At 57.6% G+C, this 18,012-nt stretch carries 14 protein-coding genes; 9 read left to right on the top strand and 5 right to left on the bottom strand.

Features of this window, described 5'->3' with window-relative positions; genetic code table 11:
* The 6 genes from WAW39_RS05215 to WAW39_RS05190 all read left to right on the top strand — a co-directional run.
* Nucleotides 1-1,563: Mur ligase family protein (locus tag WAW39_RS05215; protein ID WP_422316485.1), on the top strand; the 1,563-nt coding region annotated here is incomplete at its 5' end.
* 74 nt (nucleotides 1,564-1,637) lie between these two features.
* The gene (gene plsY, locus WAW39_RS05210; protein ID WP_422316483.1) at nucleotides 1,638-2,288 is read left to right on the top strand and encodes a glycerol-3-phosphate 1-O-acyltransferase PlsY; all 651 of its coding nucleotides are present in this window, start codon (nucleotides 1,638-1,640) and stop codon (nucleotides 2,286-2,288) included.
* Nucleotides 2,285-3,286, top strand: a complete 1,002-nt coding sequence (locus WAW39_RS05205) for an NAD(P)H-dependent glycerol-3-phosphate dehydrogenase (RefSeq protein WP_422316481.1) — start codon at nucleotides 2,285-2,287, stop codon at nucleotides 3,284-3,286. Before plsY ends, WAW39_RS05205 begins: the two co-directional genes overlap by 4 nt.
* Nucleotides 3,287-3,293: 7 nt before the next feature.
* Nucleotides 3,294-4,151 carry a class I SAM-dependent methyltransferase gene (locus WAW39_RS05200; protein ID WP_422316479.1) on the top strand — a complete coding sequence of 286 codons (858 nt, stop codon included), beginning with the start codon at nucleotides 3,294-3,296 and terminating at the stop codon, nucleotides 4,149-4,151.
* Between the two features lie 43 nt (nucleotides 4,152-4,194).
* Nucleotides 4,195-5,115, top strand: a complete 921-nt coding sequence (locus WAW39_RS05195) for an ABC transporter permease (RefSeq protein ID WP_422316478.1) — start codon at nucleotides 4,195-4,197, stop codon at nucleotides 5,113-5,115.
* Nucleotides 5,108-6,094 carry an ABC transporter permease gene (locus tag WAW39_RS05190; RefSeq protein ID WP_422316476.1) on the top strand — a complete coding sequence of 329 codons (987 nt, stop codon included), beginning with the start codon at nucleotides 5,108-5,110 and terminating at the stop codon, nucleotides 6,092-6,094. Before WAW39_RS05195 ends, WAW39_RS05190 begins: the two co-directional genes overlap by 8 nt.
* Nucleotide 6,095: 1 nt before the next feature.
* Here WAW39_RS05190 and polA read toward each other — a convergent pair whose 3' ends face one another.
* From polA to WAW39_RS05165, 5 genes are all read right to left on the bottom strand, one after another.
* Complete coding sequence (gene polA, locus WAW39_RS05185) at nucleotides 6,096-8,909, bottom strand: DNA polymerase I (protein WP_422316474.1); 2,814 nt, start codon at nucleotides 8,907-8,909, stop codon at nucleotides 6,096-6,098.
* A 43-nt stretch (nucleotides 8,910-8,952) separates the two neighbouring features.
* Entirely contained in the window at nucleotides 8,953-10,647 is a 1,695-nt protein-coding gene (locus WAW39_RS05180) for a cation:proton antiporter (protein ID WP_422316472.1), read from the bottom strand.
* Nucleotides 10,648-10,854: 207 nt separating this feature from the next.
* Complete coding sequence (locus WAW39_RS05175; protein ID WP_422316469.1) at nucleotides 10,855-12,729, bottom strand: ABC transporter ATP-binding protein; 1,875 nt, start codon at nucleotides 12,727-12,729, stop codon at nucleotides 10,855-10,857.
* Nucleotides 12,730-12,806: 77 nt separating this feature from the next.
* Nucleotides 12,807-13,937 carry a glycosyltransferase gene (locus tag WAW39_RS05170; RefSeq protein WP_422316467.1) on the bottom strand — a complete coding sequence of 377 codons (1,131 nt, stop codon included), beginning with the start codon at nucleotides 13,935-13,937 and terminating at the stop codon, nucleotides 12,807-12,809.
* Nucleotides 13,938-14,169: 232 nt separating this feature from the next.
* Nucleotides 14,170-14,463, bottom strand: coding sequence for a hypothetical protein (locus WAW39_RS05165; protein WP_422316465.1), 294 nt, complete (start codon nucleotides 14,461-14,463; stop codon nucleotides 14,170-14,172).
* A 157-nt stretch (nucleotides 14,464-14,620) separates the two neighbouring features.
* Here WAW39_RS05165 and WAW39_RS05160 point away from each other — a divergent pair, with 157 nt between their 5' ends.
* The 3 genes from WAW39_RS05160 (at nucleotide 14,621) to rfbB (ending at nucleotide 18,006) form a co-directional block, all read left to right on the top strand.
* Nucleotides 14,621-15,916, top strand: coding sequence for a nucleotide sugar dehydrogenase (locus WAW39_RS05160; RefSeq protein ID WP_422316463.1), 1,296 nt, complete (start codon nucleotides 14,621-14,623; stop codon nucleotides 15,914-15,916).
* Nucleotides 15,913-16,860, top strand: a complete 948-nt coding sequence (locus WAW39_RS05155) for an SDR family oxidoreductase (protein ID WP_422316461.1) — start codon at nucleotides 15,913-15,915, stop codon at nucleotides 16,858-16,860. The genes WAW39_RS05160 and WAW39_RS05155 overlap by 4 nt, the downstream gene beginning before the upstream one ends.
* Before the next feature lie 66 nt (nucleotides 16,861-16,926).
* On the top strand, nucleotides 16,927-18,006 hold the full coding sequence (gene rfbB, locus WAW39_RS05150; protein ID WP_422316459.1) for a dTDP-glucose 4,6-dehydratase: 1,080 nt from the start codon (nucleotides 16,927-16,929) through the stop codon (nucleotides 18,004-18,006).
* Nucleotides 18,007-18,012: the final 6 nt, after the last annotated feature.

Raw genomic sequence — 18,012 nt, 5'->3', positions numbered from 1 at the left:
GCCCTGAGCCGCATTCGCATTGATGCCGTCGCCATGGCCGTGCTTGCCGAGCAGGGCGTCACTCCTGAATCGGTCCCCGAAAAAGATCGGATGATTCTCATTCGCCGCAATGCCAACCTCAGCACCGGCGGTACCGCCGTGGACTGCACCGCCGAGGTTCATCCCACGATCTGTGCTGCCGCTGTCGAAGCCGCACAGATGGTCGGCCTCGATATCTGCGGTCTCGACATGATCGCGCCCGACATCACGCAGCCCCTGAGCGCGCGCAATGGCGTCATCATTGAACTCAATGCGCGTCCGGGACTGCGCATGCACCTGTATCCTTCGGAAGGCGAGCCGCGTCCTGTGGGCAAGGCGGTCATCGACACCATGTTTGCTCCCGGCTGCCGTGGTCGCATTCCCATCGTCGCCGTGACTGGGGTGAATGGGAAAACCACCACCACACGCTTCATTGCGCATCTGCTGACTCAAAACCAATGGCGCGTGGGCATGACAAGCACGGACGGTGTTTTCGTCGGTTCGCGAATGATCGACAGCGGCGACTGCAGCGGCCCCAAGAGCGCCCGCAGCGTGTTGTCTTACCCGCTGTGTGATGCCGCTGTGCTGGAAACCGCCCGTGGCGGCATTTTGCGCGAAGGTCTGGCTTTTGACCACTGTGACGTCGCTGTTGTCACGAACATCGGTGCTGGTGACCACCTTGGCATCAATGACATCGACACTCCGGAGCAGCTGGCCGAGGTGAAGCAGTGCATCGTCGCCGCCGTGCCTGCAGACGGTACCGCCGTGCTGAATGCCGCTGATCCGCTCGTCGTGAAAATGGCGGACACTTATCCTCGTAAGACCATCTTTTTTGCTCTTGATGCGGAAAATGCCATCATCGTCCGCCATCGCATTCAGGGAGAGCGCGCCATTTATGTGCGGGATGGGAACATCGTGCGCGCCACGGGTCCGAATGAGGATGTGTTCATGCCGTTGAGCGAAATCCCTCTCACCCATGGCGGGCGCATTGGCTTTCAGGTGGAAAACACCCTCGCCGCCGTGGCGGCGGCATGGGCGCTTGGCGTGGATGATGACCTCATTCGCCAAGGGGCGCGTAACTTTGTCCCCAGCCTCGATCAAAATGCCGGTCGTTTTAATGTGCTCGACCTGAAAGGCATCACCGTCATCGTTGATTACGGCCACAATGTGGATGCTCTTCGCGCCCTGCTCGACGGTTTGCGCCAGTTTGACAATGCACGTCGCATCGTCGTTTACAGCTCCGCTGGAGATCGCCGGGACAGCGACATCATTGAGCAAGGCAGAATGCTGGGCGCAGAATTTGATGAAGCCTGGCTGTATGAAGGCGACTATGTGCGCGGCCGAGAATCGGGCGAGATCATGAAGCTGCTTGCCGCTGGCTTGGAAAACGCCAAACGCACTCGTCGCGTCGAGTCCATTATCGGTCATCTCAAGTCGGTTGATCTCGCCCTCGAATCCGCCCAGGCGGGGGATTTGGTGATGATTCAGGCGGATACGGCGGATGAAACTGTGCAGTATCTCAAAGAAAAGTACGGCGCAAAATGACATCCGGCAGTTTCGGCCTGATGAAATGCTTGCCAGAGCAGGCTGAATTCGGCTACTAGGAGCCTGATCAAGCCATGACCACAACCACCGCCACACTCCTCAGCATCGCCTGCGGCTATCTTTGCGGCTCAGTGCCCTTTGGCTATCTTGCAGGGCGCTTGAAAGGCATTGACATCCGCCAGCACGGCAGCGGCAATATCGGCGCCACCAATGCCATTCGCGTGCTGGGGAAGGGGATCGGCATTCCGGTCTTCATCCTCGATATGGTCAAAGGCTGGTTGCCTGTGTGGCTGGCTGCTGGCTGGATCGCGCAGACGGGCACTGCTGTTGAAATGGTCTCGGCCGGCAAGGTGCTGACTGGTTTTGCCGCCGTAATTGGCCACATGTTCACCTTCTGGCTCGGCTTCAAAGGCGGCAAGGGCATCGCCACCACCGGCGGCGTGCTGCTCGGCATTTCACGGGCGGGAATGCTTGGCGGCTGGATTGGTTTCCTCTCCTTTCTCTTCGCTTTCCGTTATGTTTCGCTCGGCTCGCTGGCAGCGGCCATTGGAGTGCCTACGGCTATGGCCGTTCAGATGTGGCGTGAGGGCCGCTGGGATTTTGTGACACTGGGCTTTGGCATCGTGGTGATGATTCTGGTGTTCATCCGGCATCGCTCCAACATTCAGCGCTTGATCGCAGGCACGGAGAGCAAGGCCTTCACCAAAAAGAAGCCGCAGCCATGATTCAGTCCGCCACAGTCATCGGTGCCGGCAGCTGGGGCACCGCACTTGCTGCAGTGTTGTCCTGGCGCGGGCTGAGCGTTCAGTTCTGGGGGCGCGATGCCGAACTCATGGCGCAGATTCGCGACACCCGCCGCAATGTCCGTTACCTGCCTGATCTGGAACTCCCTTCCCAGATCACCGTCACCTCTAATCTGGATGCTCTGCAACCTGCGGACATGCTCGTCTTCGTGATTCCTTCCAAGGCCATGCGTGGCACGGCGGAACTCGTCGCACAAAGCCAGGCGTCCTCCAAGGCGCGGGTGCTGGTGTCCTGTTCAAAAGGCATCGAACTCGAAACCGGCCACCGCATGAGCCAGCTGATCGGGGAATCCATCCCCGGTGTTCCTCTGGCGGTGCTGACCGGCCCGAATCACGCCGAAGAAGTGGCGCGTCAGCTGGCCACCGCGGCCGTCGTAGCCTGCGCAGATGATGAAATCGCCAAAGCGGTGCAGGCCTGCTTCACACTGCCCTTCTTCCGCACCTACACCACCGACGATATCATCGGCGCCGAATGGGCTGGCGCGATGAAGAACCCCTATGCCATCGCCTCGGGCATCGCCCATGGCTTGAAACTCGGAGACAACACCCTCGCCGCGCTCGTCACGCGTGCGCTGGCTGAAATGGTGCGTCTCGGCGTGGCCGAAGGTGGCAAGGTGGAGACTTTTTATGGCCTCAGCGGCGTGGGAGATCTCGTGGGCACCTGTTACTCAACTCACAGCCGCAATCACCGCGTCGGCGTCATGCTCGGACAGGGCAGACCGCTGGATGAAATCATCGCCAGCACGCGCATGGTCGCCGAAGGCGTGCCAAACACCGCCAGCATGCACCGTGCTGCCCAGGCTCGGGGGGTGCGCATGCCGTTGCTCGATGAGATCAACGCCGTCCTTCATCAAGGCAAATCCCCCAAGGAGGGCATGAAGGCCCTGCTTTCACGCGATCCACGGCCTGAGGCCGACTAAATTTCCCATGGCTGATTCAAACGGTTACGAACTCCTCGACAGCGGCTCATTTCAGAAGCTGGAGCGCTTTGGCAGCGTCGTGCTCTCACGGCCCTGCGCGCAGGCCGTCTGGCAGCAGACATTGGCCAAGGCCGACTGGCAAAAAGTGACCGCCACCTTCTTCCGCGACGGCGGCAATCAATGGCGCGGCCGCGACAAGCTCCCCGAGACATGGGCCATTGAGGTCGATGGCACCAAGTTCCAGCTCAGCTCCACCGATTTCGGCCACCTCGGCATCTTTCCCGAGCAGCGTGACCAATGGCGGCGCATCCGCGAAGTCTGCACGGAATACGCTAAGCGCCACAACCGCCCGGCACGGGTGCTCAATCTCTTCGCCTACTCCGGCGGCAGCACGCTGGCAGCGGCACTCGCTGGGGCGGAGGTTTGCCATGTGGACGCTTCCAAAGGCATGGTTGACTGGGCGCGCAAAAATGCCGCCATCAATGGTCTCGAAGAAAAACCAATCCGCTGGATCGTGGATGACGTGACCAAGTTTCTGGAGCGCGAACTTCGGCGTGACCGGCAGTACGATCTGCTCATTCTCGATCCGCCGAGCTATGGCCGCGGTGCCAAGGGGGAGGTCTTCAAAATCGAAAACGACCTTCCCCCTCTGCTTTCACTGCTCGGAAAACTCATGTCTCCTGAGCCGCTCGGCGTGCTGCTTTCCTGCCACACGCCCGAATTGACGCCCATTTCTCTGCATCACCTCCTCCAGCAGCAGTTTGGCCGCAAGAGTGGTAAAGTGGAGCATGGCGAAATGCAGCTTCGCGGCGCGGCCGGTGTTTTGCCCGTTCCCAGCGGCAGCTTTGCATGGTGGCTGGCGTGATTGAGCATTCGACATTTCGCCTCCGGCATTCGACACTTCCGCAATGCTTCCGTTTCTCCTCCGCCGCGCCTTCAGCAGCGTGATCGTGATCTTCTGCGTGATCTCGATCACGTTCGTGCTCGCACGGATCACGAAAGGCGGGCCCTTTGACAAGGAGAAGGAACCTCCGCCACACATCAAGGAAGCACTGCTCACGCGCTACAAGCTCAACGGCACTGTGTGGAACCAATACACCGCCTATGTGGGGTCACTTGTGCGTTTTGACCTCGGCCTCTCCACCCGCTATCGCGACTGGCGTGTCTCAGAATTGCTGCAGCAGAAGATGCCGAATTCCTTCGCGCTGGGAACTCTCTCTTTCCTGATCTCAAGTTGTGCAGGCGTGTTCCTTGGCAGCTTGGCCGCCATGAAAAAAGACACCTGGATTGATCGCTCTGCCATGTTTGGCGCACTGCTCTCCATTTCCATTCCTTCCTTCATCAGCGGGCCATTCCTGATTGCGGTCTTCGCACTCTGGCTTGGCTGGCTGCCAGTCGGCGGCTGGGGCACGGTGTCACAGATGATACTGCCTGCGATCTGCCTCGCAGCGCCCTACATCGCCTACGTCGCACGCTTGATGCGCAACAGCCTGTTGGATGTGCTGAAGAGCGATTTCCTTCGCACCGCCCGGGCCAAAGGACTCACCGAAACGCAGGCCGTGGCCCGGCATGCCATCAAAGTAGCCATACTGCCCGTCATCACCTTCCTCGGCCCGCTCGCGGCGCATTTGCTCACCGGCTCGATGATCGTCGAAAGCGTCTTCAACATCTCCGGTGCCGGCATGATCTTCGTGAACTCGATCCAGAACCGCGATGTCTTCCTGCTCGGCGGAGCCGTCATCGTTTACTGCGTGCTGCTTGTGCTCTTCAACCTGTTCGTGGATGTGATCTACACGCTGCTGGACAAACGCATCAAACTCTATGCCTGAAGCCGCCGCTCCAGCATCCATCGCACGGCCGGACGGCTGGCAGGTCTTGAAGCGCAACCGCGCGGCACTTATTGCGCTCGGTTTTCTCGCGGGCCTGTCGCTCATCGCCATCGTTGTGCCGCTGCTGCTGCCGGATGAACTGAAATCCACCAGCAGCGCCTCGTTTGTGCCGCCCATGCAGCATGCCGCAGAAACCCATGCCACACATGTTCTCGGTACGGATGTGAACGGGCAGGACATGCTCTACCGCCTGCTCTCCGGTGCCCGCGTGTCACTCGGCGTTGGATTGGTCGGCGCACTGATCAGTCTCTGCATCGGCACGCTCTATGGCATGATCAGCGGCTACGCAGGTGGTCGGATCGATGGCGTGATGATGCGCACGGTCGAGGTCCTCCAGTCCGTACCGCGTATCCTCTTCATCATGATCCTCATTGCTGCCCTGGACGATTATGTGAAGGAATGGATCGACGGCTGGCGTCTGGCCGCGCAGGCGCGCAATTGGACGGATCTGGCTGCAAACATCAGCGAGGTAAAGGCCTACTCCAAGGTGCTGGTGATGATCGTCTCGCTCGGCCTCGTGGAATGGCTCACGATGGCGCGCATCGTGCGCGGTCAGGTGCTCGTGCTGCGGGAGATGACCTTCGTCACCGCCTCCCGCGCCATGGGCCAGAGCCCCATGGGCGTGCTGCGCCGGCATCTGCTGCCGAACCTCAGCACCATCATCCTTACCTATCTCACCCTCACCATTCCCGCCGTCATCCTCGACGAATCCTTCCTGAGCTTCCTCGGCCTCGGCATTGAAGATCCTGCCGCCAGTTGGGGCTCGCTGCTCAAGGACGGCGCGCAGGTCATCAACCCTCTCGAAAGCAAATGGTGGCTCCTCGTTTTCCCCGCCCTCCTCATGTCCGCCAGCCTCCTCGCCCTCAACTTCCTTGGCGATGGCTTGCGTGACGCGTTTGATCCGAAGAGCGGGGATTAGTTCAATGCGCCTGCAGCCAGTTTAGCCCTGTTCCCGCTTCAACTTCCACAGGCACACCTTCGAGGAGCAGCGCGTTTTTCATCGCATCAAGGATGATTGTGCGTGCCTGTTCGACTTCGCTCTCGGGCATTTCGAAAAGCAATTCATCGTGAACCTGCAGCAGCATGCGGGTTTGCAAACCAGCTTTCGTCAGTGCAGCATCGACGTTGATCATCGCAAGCTTGATCATGTCAGCTGCAGTACCTTGGATGGGTGTGTTCATGGCAACACGCTCTGCCGCACCGCGCACCGTGGCGTTTCCGCTGGTGATGTCGCGGATGGTACGGCGGCGACCGGTGAGTGTCTCGACATATCCGCACTGCTTTGCATCCTCGACGACCTTTTCCATGAAATGCTTCACGCCGGGGAACTGTTTGAAGTAGTTCTCAATGATGGTGGCGGCCTCACCGCGCGGAATGCCCAGACGCTGGCTCAGACCGAAGGCCGAAATACCATAGATGATGCCGAAGTTGACCATCTTGGCGGTGCGACGCATCTCGGGCAGCACGCCGTCGAGTTCCACGCCGTAGACGCGGGCTGCGGTGGCCTGATGAATGTCGAGACCGTTGGCAAAGGCTTCGATCATGGCCTTGTCACCGCTGAGAGCCGCCATCACGCGGAGTTCGATCTGCGAGTAGTCGGCGCTCATCAGCACCCAGCCTTCCTCGCCAGGGACGAAGGCCTTTCGAATTTCGCGCCCGAGGTCGCTTCGGATGGGGATGTTTTGCAGGTTCGGATTGCTCGATGCCATGCGGCCGGTGGCGGCCATCAGTTGATGAAACGTCGTGTGAATGCGGCCTGTCACGCGTGAAACGGCATGCGGCAGTGCTTCGACATAGGTGTTGTTCAGCTTGGTCACCTCGCGGTAGTCGAGGATGTCCTGAATGATGGGGTGCAGGCCCATGAGAGACTGCAGCACCTGCTCATTCGTCTGATACTGGCCGGTGGCGGTTTTCTTCGGCTTGTCGATGAGCTTGAGGCGGTCAAACAGCACTTCACCGAGCTGTTTGGGGCTGTTGAGATTGAAGGGGCCCCCTGCGTTTTCCTGAATGCGTTTTTGCAACTCGGCGGCTTTTCTGTCGAGTTCGATGCCGTATTCACGCAGCGCCTGCACGTCGATCTTCACACCATAGTTTTCCATCTTGGTGAGCACGGGCAGCAGCGGGCACTCCACCTTGTCGAACACATACTGCTGCTCCTTCAATTCCGAGCGCATCTTCGCGGCAAGCTGCCACGTCACATCCGCATCTTCAGCGGCATAATCGGCCACCTTGCGGGCATCTTCTGCCGCGACATCGGCCATGGTGGACTGGCTGAAGAGATCATTCTTCTCCGTGCCAATGAGCGCAGTAATCGGCACCGGCGTGTAACGCAGATACGATTCCGCGAGGTAATCCATTCCGTGGCGCTGATCCGGATCGATCAGCGAATGCGCCAGCATGGAATCGAAGAACGGTCCGCGAACTTCAACGCCATGCGCGAGCAGCACGCTGAGGTCGAATTTGAGATTGTGGCCGATCTTCTCGACCCCTTCTTGCATGAGCAGGGCACGGAATTCCTCCAGCACAGCCTTCGCGGCCGCCTTCTCGCGCGGGAAAAGCACGAACCAGCCTTCATGCATCTGCCATGAAAAGGCGATGCCAACGATCTGCGTATCGCGTGGATCGAGTCCGGTGGTTTCGAGGTCGAAGCAGAAGGCTTTTAGCTCGGCGAGCCGTGAGATGATTTTCTGCCGCTCCTCCGCTGTCTCCACAAGATGATAAACATGCGGAGTGTCTTCGATGGTGCGAAGCTTGGCGGGGACAGGCAGGGCGGGGGCGGCAAAGAGGTCCGCCGGGGCAGACGATGTTTCAGACGACTGGCTGGCAGCCTGTTCCATTTTCCGACCACGCCCAGCTTTGAATTCATCACCATAAAGCCGGCGGCCGAGGGCGTTGAATTCGAACTCTGTGAAGAACGCCTTCAGCGCCTCGTCGTTGTGAGGTCTGATCACAAGATCAGCCACTTGAGCTTCATAAGGCACGTCCACAAAAATGGTGGCCAGCTTTTTGGAGAGCAGCGCATCCTCCTTGCTGGCTTCGAGTTTTTCCTTCTGCTTGCCCTTGAGCTGATCAATGTTGGCGAGCAGGTTTTCGACGCTGCCGAACTGCTGGATGAGCGCTGCGGCAGTTTTTTCGCCAAATCCCTTCACGCCTGGGATGTTGTCCACGGCGTCGCCCATGAGCGCAAGAATATCGATGACCTGCTCCGGGCGTTCAATGCCCCAGCGCTCACACACCTCCTTCACGCCAAGGATTTCCACGTCAGCCCCGGAGCGACCCGGCTTGTAGATTTTAACATGCTCGGAGACGAGTTGCCCGAAGTCCTTGTCAGGTGTGACCATGAAAGTTTCGATGCCTTCCTTCTCCGCACGCTTGGCCATGATGCCGATGATGTCGTCCGCCTCGTAGCCATCACGCACGAGGATGGGCACGTTCATCGCCTCCATCAGGCGTTTGATCTGCGGGATGGCCATGCTGATGTCCTCAGGCATCTCCTCACGCTGCGCCTTGTAAGCCGGAAACATCTCATGGCGCGGCGTGGGCGCGGAAGTGTCCAGCGCTACCGCCAGATGCGTGGGCTGCTGGTTCTTGAGGATGTCGAGCAGCGTGTTGGCAAAACCGTAGAGCGCGGATGTGTTCAATCCATCACTGGTGCGGATGGGGGCTTTGATGAATGCAAAGTGCGCGCGGTAAAGCAGCGCCATGCCATCGAGGAGGAAGAGGCGTTGGGACATTTGCCCTCAGACTAGGCGGTATGGGGGCCTGCGCAAATGATGCTCAAGCTCCCTGCAAAGTGATCGCCGCATCTTCCATGGCCCTGCTGGCCTCGGTTTCGTCGTTGACGACCTGCGTGGCCCCCAGACGCTTCAGGCGCTCCACATCAGAGCTGAAGCGTGCACGGGCCAGCACCGAGATGTCCGGGCGATGCTCGCGGATCATGGCCAGGGCCTGGGCATTGACCGTGGCATCTGGGAAGGTCAGTGCCACCATGCGGGCATGTTTCAGCTGGGTAAGCTCCCAGGTTTCCTCGTGGCTGGCATCCGCAAACAGCACGGCCTGGCCCTGACGTTTGAGTTTTTGTACGGTTTCGGCATTCAGCTCCACCACGAGTGTGCGCACGCCGGAGTCGAGCAGCGCCCTATTGAGCTTTTCGCCCACGGGGCCATGTCCGCAGATGATGGCGTGGTCGGTCAGGCCGCTGATGCGCTGGCGCATGTTGCCAGCATCGGCCTTGACTGGCTTGCCCCGGCCCCAGCCGCGTTTCACCAGCCATTCGCCAAGCGGTATGCCAAACTTCAGCAGGGCAGGGAGGAGGCCCATGGAAAGCGCGCTGGCGGCCAGGAGCGTCTGCTGGGTGTCATTGCTCCAAAGATGGGCGCTGCTGGCGTTCTGCAGCAGCACGAGTGAAAATTCCCCCGCACTGCACAGGCCGATGCCCGCCATCAGCGCCTGCTTGTGGGCGAGTCCGAGGCGACGTGCGATGATGGTGATGAGGCCTGCTTTGGCGAGCATGAGCGCCGCAGTTAGCACGCAAATCGGCATCCACAAAACCATGGCGGCCTTCACGTCGATCATGAGGCCGACAGACACAAAGAACAGCGTGAGGAAGAGATCCTTCAGCGGCATCACATCCGCCAGAATGCGGTGCTTGAAGATGGATTCGCTGACAGCCAGTCCGGCGACAAACGCACCCAGTGCCAGCCCCAGCCCCAGCAAACCACCGACAAATGCCAGGCCGACACAACTGCCGATGACCGAGAGTGTGAAGAGTTCACGGCTGCGCGTGCGCGTTACAGCGTTCAGCAGCCAAGGGATGACCCATCTTGCGGCCACGCCCGCCAGAATCACAAAGGCACCACCTCGCAAGGCCAGCGAGCCAAGGCGTGGCATCAGCGCCGTGGCAACACCTTCATGAGGCAGGAGCAGAGGCAGGAACAAGAAAAAGACGATGATGAAGAGGTCCTGAAAAATCGCCACGGCCAGCGTCATGCGCGCACCAGGGCTGGCTTCGAGACCGAGATCTTGAAAGCTCTTCAAGCTGACCGCTGTGGAGCTCATGGCAAGCGCGACGGAGACAAGCACGGCTCCCTGCCACGACGTGGAAACCAACCCTGCCGAAGCAGCAGCAGCCACCGCCATGCAAAGCCCCATCTGCCAGCCGCCGCCCGCAAACGCGAGCCGGCGCAGAAAGCGCAGTTCGCCTAGCGAGAACTCCAGCCCCAGCGTGAACATGAGCAGCACCACGCCAAACTCAGCCATCTGGGATACCTGCTCGTGTGACTCACCACCGCCGAGCAGCGCCAGCACGCCGGAATTGGCGATCAGCACGCCGCAGATGAAATACCCCGCCAGCATCGACTGCCGCAAACGCAGCAGCAGCAGTGAAACCATGACCACTCCAGCAAGCATCAGGGCCAGCAGCGCAAACAGCGGCGGGATGGAGGCAGATGCGATGGTAAATCCTTGGATCATGCAAGAAATCTCCTTCGCAGTTCAGGCGCGGCAGATCAAGTTCTGATGCAGGCATTCGCCTCAAACGTATGAATGCGCTGCGGTAAAGAGATTGCTTGCCAGGCGCATAAAAACATCGGACCACTCATGGCATGCCGCTCCTCGGCTGGCTCCTTCATACTCCTTGCGATGTTATGCCGGAGCCGCCTTGGTGGATGATATGAACATTCAGGTTTCCCGCCGTTCATCAGAACTGAACTGTAGATTATACAGATTCTGATACACCGGATTGCGGCCCAGCAGTTCGGCATGCGTGCCGCGATCTAGGATTCGGCCCTGGTCCATGACGATGATCTGATCTGCTTCGAGAATGGTCGAAAGCCGATGCGCGATGGCGACGACCGTTTTACCAGCAGACAGAGTGTGAATGGCGTCCTGAATGATTTTTTCGCTCTCGGTGTCGAGAGCGGAGGTGGCTTCATCGAGCAGCAGGACCGGTGCATCGCGCAAAATGGCGCGGGCGATGGAGATGCGCTGCTTCTGGCCGCCGGAGAGATTGCACCCGCCTTCGCCGACGATGGCATCGTAGCCATTGCTGATCTGCTCGATGAATTCATGTGCATGAGCTTTTTTCGCAGCCGCGATGATTTCTGACTCGCTGGCATCAAGACGACCATAACGGATGTTTTCACGGATGGTGTCGTGAAACAAAAAGGTGTCCTGATTGACGATGCCAATGTTGGAGCGCAGAGAATTTTGCGTCAATGAGCGGATGTCGTGTCCATCCAGCATGACAGAACCCTCGTCCGGATCGTAAAAGCGCAGCAGAAGAGAGAATAGCGAGCTTTTGCCGGCGCCGCTGCGACCGACAAGGGCGTAAAATTTGCCGGGATCGAGTTTGAGGTTGATGTTGGTTACGGCCGGGGACTCCTTTTTCTCACCATTGGTTTCACGATAGTAAAGAGCGGTGTTTTGGAACTCGATTTCACCACGCGAACGTCCGATGTCTTTCGCATCTGCTGCGTCTACAATGTCAGGGGTTCGTTCAAGCAGTTCAAACACCATGCCTGCAGCCACGGTGGTTTTTTGCAGCATCATCTGCACACGGCTCAGTTCCTTCACGGGCGGATAGATCTGCGTGAGCGCCATGACGAGCAGGAAGAAATTCTCCGCTTCAAGCCCGCGATCCCAAGCATAGACCAGGCCTGCGGCGATGCCCAAAGAGGCAATAGTTTCCACGCAGGGACCGACAAACTCGACAGCTTTGGCCCAGCGCACCATGTTGCGGGTCATGCTGGCGTTGGTGCGTTCGAAGCGCTGTTCGGCATGTTTTTCGCCGGCGTAGGCTTTGACCAGCCGGATGCCCGAAAACGATTCCTGCATGGCCACCATCAGCTCTCTGGAGTCATATTCCTCACGCGCACCTGATTTTCGCACCCGCTTGCCGATGCGAATGATAGGCAGGAGGCAGGCCGGGAAGACGACGAGTGACATCAGGGTGAAAAACCAATCCTGAGCAAAGAGGACAACAAGAATGGAGATGATGGTCAAGGGACGCTGCGCAAGAATCTGAATCAGCTGCATGGCATTGCGCTGGACCGTGGCGGTTTGGTTGGTCACCGTCTGCATCAGTTCGCCAGTTTTCGCGGAATTGAAAAAGACGGGTGACTGCCTCATCACGCAATGAAAGGCATCATTGCGAAGCTGAAAGGCCACCCTGCTTGTCACCCACGCCTGCATGTAGCTGGAAAGATAACCAAAAAAGCCGCGCAAAAAGATCAGAACTGGTATGAAAGAGCAGGCGATCATGACGCCCGTCAGACCAATCGGGGTGTCAGCGTCGAGTCCGAACATCTTTGCCAGATTGATTTCACCAATCAAAGGCAGTTCGGTCCCCTCTCCCAGGGTGCGTGTCTTGCCTTTCAAAACCAGTGAGAAGATCAGCTGGAAACCAATCAGCATGAATCCGTTGAAGACAGCGCTGAGCATTCCAAGCAGGACACTCAATGCGAAACGACCGCGATAAGGAAGGACATACTTCCAAATGGATGTGAGCGTCTTTTTTACCAAGGCTGCGAACTGTAGGTCTTCCGTAAGGTGCATGAACGATAATGTATCAGGGAGTGGGAAATGCCGGTGTCTTTGTTACACTAGCCGGTGAAATGGCACCAGCACAAGGCTCAACGCTCACCGAGATGCTGCCGATAGATGGCATCCAGACGGTCCAGCATCGTATCAAGACTGTGATGATTCACGATAAACTCCTGTCCGGCACGACACATGGCCTGGGTTCGGGGTTTTCCCTCCAGTGTTTCACGAATGGCGGATGCAAGCGCGGCGGCGTCATGAGGTGGTACGAGGCGGCCCGTTTCACCCTGCTTGATAATGCTGGGAATGCCACCGACGTCACTGGCTACGACTGGGACTCCGATGGCCAGGGCCTGCAAGCCTGACTGGGGGATGGCCTCATGGAATGAAGGGATTGCGATGATGTCGAGTGACCGCATGATTTCGGGGACGTCTTCCCGATGGCCTAAAAACGTGAATTGATCCCCCACCGAGAACTGTGAAACCACGGACTTCACATAATCGAGCGCCGGCCCCTCTCCGGCGATGATGCAGTGCACATGAATTCCGTACTGAGTTTTAAGCAGATGTGTGGCCTCTGCCAGGACCTGAATACCCTTGGCGGCGCGAATCACCGTGATCATGCCAATGAGCGGTGTCTGCGGGGACGGCAGGTAAGTGGAAAAATCTGCTTTTGGCCCCTCCGGCTTGAAGCGTTCGAGGTCGACCCCCGTAGGCAGGGTGGTGATTTCTCCCGCGTCCAGACCAAAGGTGGAAATCAGCGAACTGGTGATTTTAGGGCTGGTCGTAATGATGTGATGACTCCACTCTTTATACATCAGGCGGCTGAGCGATTTGTTCGGAATGGGGACGTCAAAATGGCGGCTGCGGATGATCAGCGGCACTCGTGCGATGCGTGCCGCGAGGGTCAGCATCCAGCCATCCCGTGAACTGTGCGGATTCACGATTTCGATGCGCTGGCGATGCAGCCACCACGCAAGTCGGAGGACGTGAAACGGCAGCAGGCAGCGCTGATTGAAACGCTGGGCCAGGACCTGCACCCCAGCCTGGCTGGCGCGTTGATAAATCTGGCTGTTCATGGGTGCGATCAGCCAGACCTCGCTGCCGCGACGGCGGAATCCGTTTATTTCCGCAAGAATTCGGTGTTCCTGTCCTCCCCAACCAAGGGAGGCTTCGGAGTGGGCAATGCGCCAGACGCGTTTGAGAGAAATTGAATCAGCCATGAAATCCACGCTGCTCTATTCCTCAAGCAGCATGGAGCCAACACCTTTTTTGGCGCGAAATTCCTTGCAAACACCGCCCCTGCTGGGGGACGGGGTGCTTTTACACTGCTTCTCTTTCAATATGGCGCGTGGATGTCATTGAGACGATCCAGCATGATGTCGAGGCTGTGCTGGTTTTTCCGCCAGTCGCTTCTGCGATGCGTGCGGCGAAGGCCACCGCATCGTCTGCTTTTTACTGGCGCAGCCGCATTGCTTGAAGCCGATCAATTCTGCCATGACACAGGTGTTCCAGACCTCCCCCACCAAGGGAGGCTTCGGAGTGTAAAATACGACGCTGTTGGGACTGAGTCGCAAGCCATGGTTTTAAACTCTTGAAGAATAGTTTGTTGTGACGGCTGCCTAGTGAAAGATGTCCACGAATTAATATATCACCCTCATTGGTATAATAAATATTATACTTAATATTTAATTGCCAATAGAGTGTAATGCTGAGCATCGCAAAAAATCGACAACGCTTTTTATTCATTTCATGAGATCGCGAAAACTGTCATTAGAGAAACGATCCATTTCATATGTCATGGATGGCTCTTCATGAACTCGTTGGGCCCTCCTTTTTGGAAAAAAGTTCTCGCAAGCCCCCTGCCTTGCCTTCATATCCAGTTTTTCACATTTCTGATCTCTACATGACGTTATCAACCATCGGTATCATCGGCTTGGGCTATGTGGGCCTGCCTTTGAGCCTACAGTTTGCCCGGACAGGCAGTACAGTGCTGGGATTCGATATTGATCCCGCCAAAATCAAAGCCTTGGACGCAGGAGAGACCTACATCCTCCACATTTCCTCTGAAGCCGTGCGTGCTCAGCGGGATGCGGGGCGCTTTTCCGCCACCACGGATTTTTCTCGTATCTCCGAATGTGAGGCCATCATCATTTGCGTACCCACTCCGCTGGCGAAACATCGTGAACCAGACCTCACCTATGTGCTCGACACCGGTCGCTCCATCGCTCCCCATCTGCAGCCTGGCCAGTTGGTGGTACTGGAGTCCACCACTTACCCCGGGACAACGGACACCGAACTGCGTGCGGTGCTGGAAGCGGGTTCCAACCTCAAAGCCGGGGTGGATTTTCATCTCGCCTTCTCGCCAGAACGTGAGGATCCTGGCAATCCTCAGAGCGATGTTGCGGTGATTCCAAAAATTGTCGGCGGCTTCACTCCTGAATGCCAAAAGCATGCACTGAGTGTTTATGGCCGGGCGATCAAGACACTCGTCCCGGTGGAGTCCTGTCGTGTGGCGGAAGCGGTGAAACTGACAGAAAACATCTTCCGGGCTGTGAACATCGCCATGGTGAACGAACTCAAGGTCGTCTATGCCGCGATGGGTATCGACATCTGGGATGTGATCGAAGCGGCCAAGACAAAACCGTTTGGCTTCATGCCGTTTTATCCAGGCCCCGGGCTTGGCGGACATTGCATTCCGATCGATCCTTTCTACCTGACATGGAAGGCACGTGAATACGGCCAGGAGACGCGTTTCATCGAACTCGCTGGCGAGGTCAACACCGCCATGCCTGCCTACGTGATTCAGCGTGTGGGGGAGGCGCTGGCCTCGCTGCACCTGACCATCCGCGACAGCCGCATCCTCATGATTGGCATCGCTTACAAGTCCAACGTCGATGATGATCGTGAAAGCCCGGCCTATGTGCTGTGGGATCTGCTGGAACAGCAGGGCGCGGAAGTGGATTATCACGACCCACATGTGCCGGTGATCCGCCCCTCACGTGAGCATGCTCATTTTGCCGGACGGCAGAGCGTCGCTCTGGCGGCAGGCACTCTGGCAGATTACGATCTCGTGCTGGTGGCTACCAATCACAAGGCGGTGGACGCAGCACTCATCGCAGAATATGCGCGGCTGGTGGTGGATTCACGCAATGCGCTCAGTACCCTGATGAAGGGCAAACCCAATTATTTTAAAGCATGAAGGCTCTCGTTACAGGTGGTGCAGGTTTTATTGGTTCTCACATTTCCGAGGCACTCTGTCGCAGAGGTGCTGAAGTCATTGTGCTGGACAATCTTTCTCTCGGCAATACAGCCAATCTTGATTGGAAAAAACCGGGGGACAAGATCGACCTCGTTGAGGGCGATATTCGCGATCAATCCCTGCTGGCAAAACTGATGCCTGGTATTGACTGGGTGTTTCATCAGGGTGCGCTTCCCTCGGTGCCGCGTTCAGTCGCTGAACCGCTTGAGAGCAATGCGCAAAACTTGGATGGCACGTTGAATGTGCTGCTCGCTGCCAGGGATGCCGGCGTGAAACGTTTGATGTTTGCGTCTTCGTCCTCGATCTACGGGAACGCAGACGTCCCAGAAAAACATGAAGGGCTGCCCGTGCAGCCGCTTTCCCCATACGCGCTGCAAAAGTACGGCGGCGAGCGCTACTGCCAGCTCTTTTATCAGCTCTATGGCTTTGAAGCAGTGGCGCTGCGCTACTTCAACATCTTTGGGCCGAGGCAGGCTTTTGATTCGCCTTACTCCGGTGTGATTGCAAAGTTCTGCACTTTCATGCTGGAGGGCAAGCCGCCGGTGATCTTTGGTGATGGCAGCCAGGCACGTGATTTCACCTTTGTGGACAACGCCGTCTCCGCGAACCTCCTCGCCGCCGAGGCACCTGCGGAGAAAGCCGCAGGCAGGGTCTTCAATGTGGCCGCCGGGCACTCCATTGACCTGCTCCGCCTCGTGAAAGACATCAACCAGCTGACTGGCCAGGAACTTCAGCCAACGTTCGAACCGGCACGTGCAGGAGACGTTCTGCATTCGCTGGCAGATATCAGTGCCGCCCAGAAAGCATTGGGCTACCATGTGACTGTCTCGTGGGAGGAAGGTCTGGCCCGCACCCTGGATTTCTACAGGGCAGCCCAAGCGTGAAGGAGCGCGACCTGATGGAGAAACAGAAAGCCAATCCGAAGATCCAATTAAAGTAGAACCAGATTAATGACCATCTTAGTTACAGGAGGTGCCGGTTTTATTGGAGCCAATCTGGTGCGTCAGCTGATTCTGGAAACAGATCACGAGATCGTTAATCTTGACAAGCTGACCTACGCGGGAAATCTAAGTTCGCTGGAGGGCGTGCTCGATCATTCCAGGCACCATTTTGTCAAAGCGGACATCAACAACGCTGACGCCGTGGAGGCGGTCTTCAAGAACTTTGGCATTAATGCGGTCATGCATCTGGCGGCTGAAAGCCATGTGGACCGTTCGATTGACGGCCCGCAGGAATTCATTCACACGAATGTGTTGGGCACGTACAACCTGCTTCAGTCTTCACTGCGCCACTGGCAGGCAAAGCAGGGCAATGAGCACACGGACTTCCGGTTTCTCCATGTTTCGACCGATGAGGTTTTCGGCTCGCTCAAACCCGAAGATCCCGGCTTCACGGAAACAACCCCGTACAAGCCGCATTCGCCCTACAGCGCCAGCAAAGCTGCATCGGATCATCTGGTCAGGGCCTGGCATGACACGTATGGTCTGCCTGTCGTGGTGACCAATTGCTCCAACAACTACGGACCCTACCAGTTTCCCGAAAAGCTCATCCCCGTGGTCATACTCAAATGCCTGCGGCGCGAGCCGATCCCCGTCTACGGTAAAGGCGAGAATGTGCGCGACTGGCTGGCTGTGTCAGACCACTGCAGAGCACTGCGGCTGGTCCTCGAAAAGGGAAGGCTTGGAGAGACTTACAATGTGGGAGGAAACAACGAATGGAGCAATCTTGAGCTGGTCAGAAAGCTTTGCCAGCTCGTGGACGAATTGATCGAGCCTCCTTCCCCCAGTGAAAACCTCATCACCTTCGTCACTGACCGGCCCGGCCATGATCTGAGATATGCCATCGATTCGTCAAAAATTCGCTCGGAGCTTGGCTGGCAGCCTCTGGAGTCGAGAGAGGATGGGTTCCGTGAAACGGTGCGCTGGTATCTGAAACATCGTTCCTGGTGGGAGGATATTCTGATGAAAAAGAACCAGGGATTGCAACGAATCGGTGCTGCCGAAAAAAACATGGCCAACAAGCCCTCCTAAATCACC

This window comes from Prosthecobacter sp., from assembly GCF_049294395.1.
In the GTDB taxonomy this organism is placed as follows: Bacteria; Verrucomicrobiota; Verrucomicrobiia; order Verrucomicrobiales; family Verrucomicrobiaceae; genus Prosthecobacter.
Note: the sequence above shows the minus strand (reverse complement) of the source record. Positions and strands in the feature narration are given on the sequence as shown.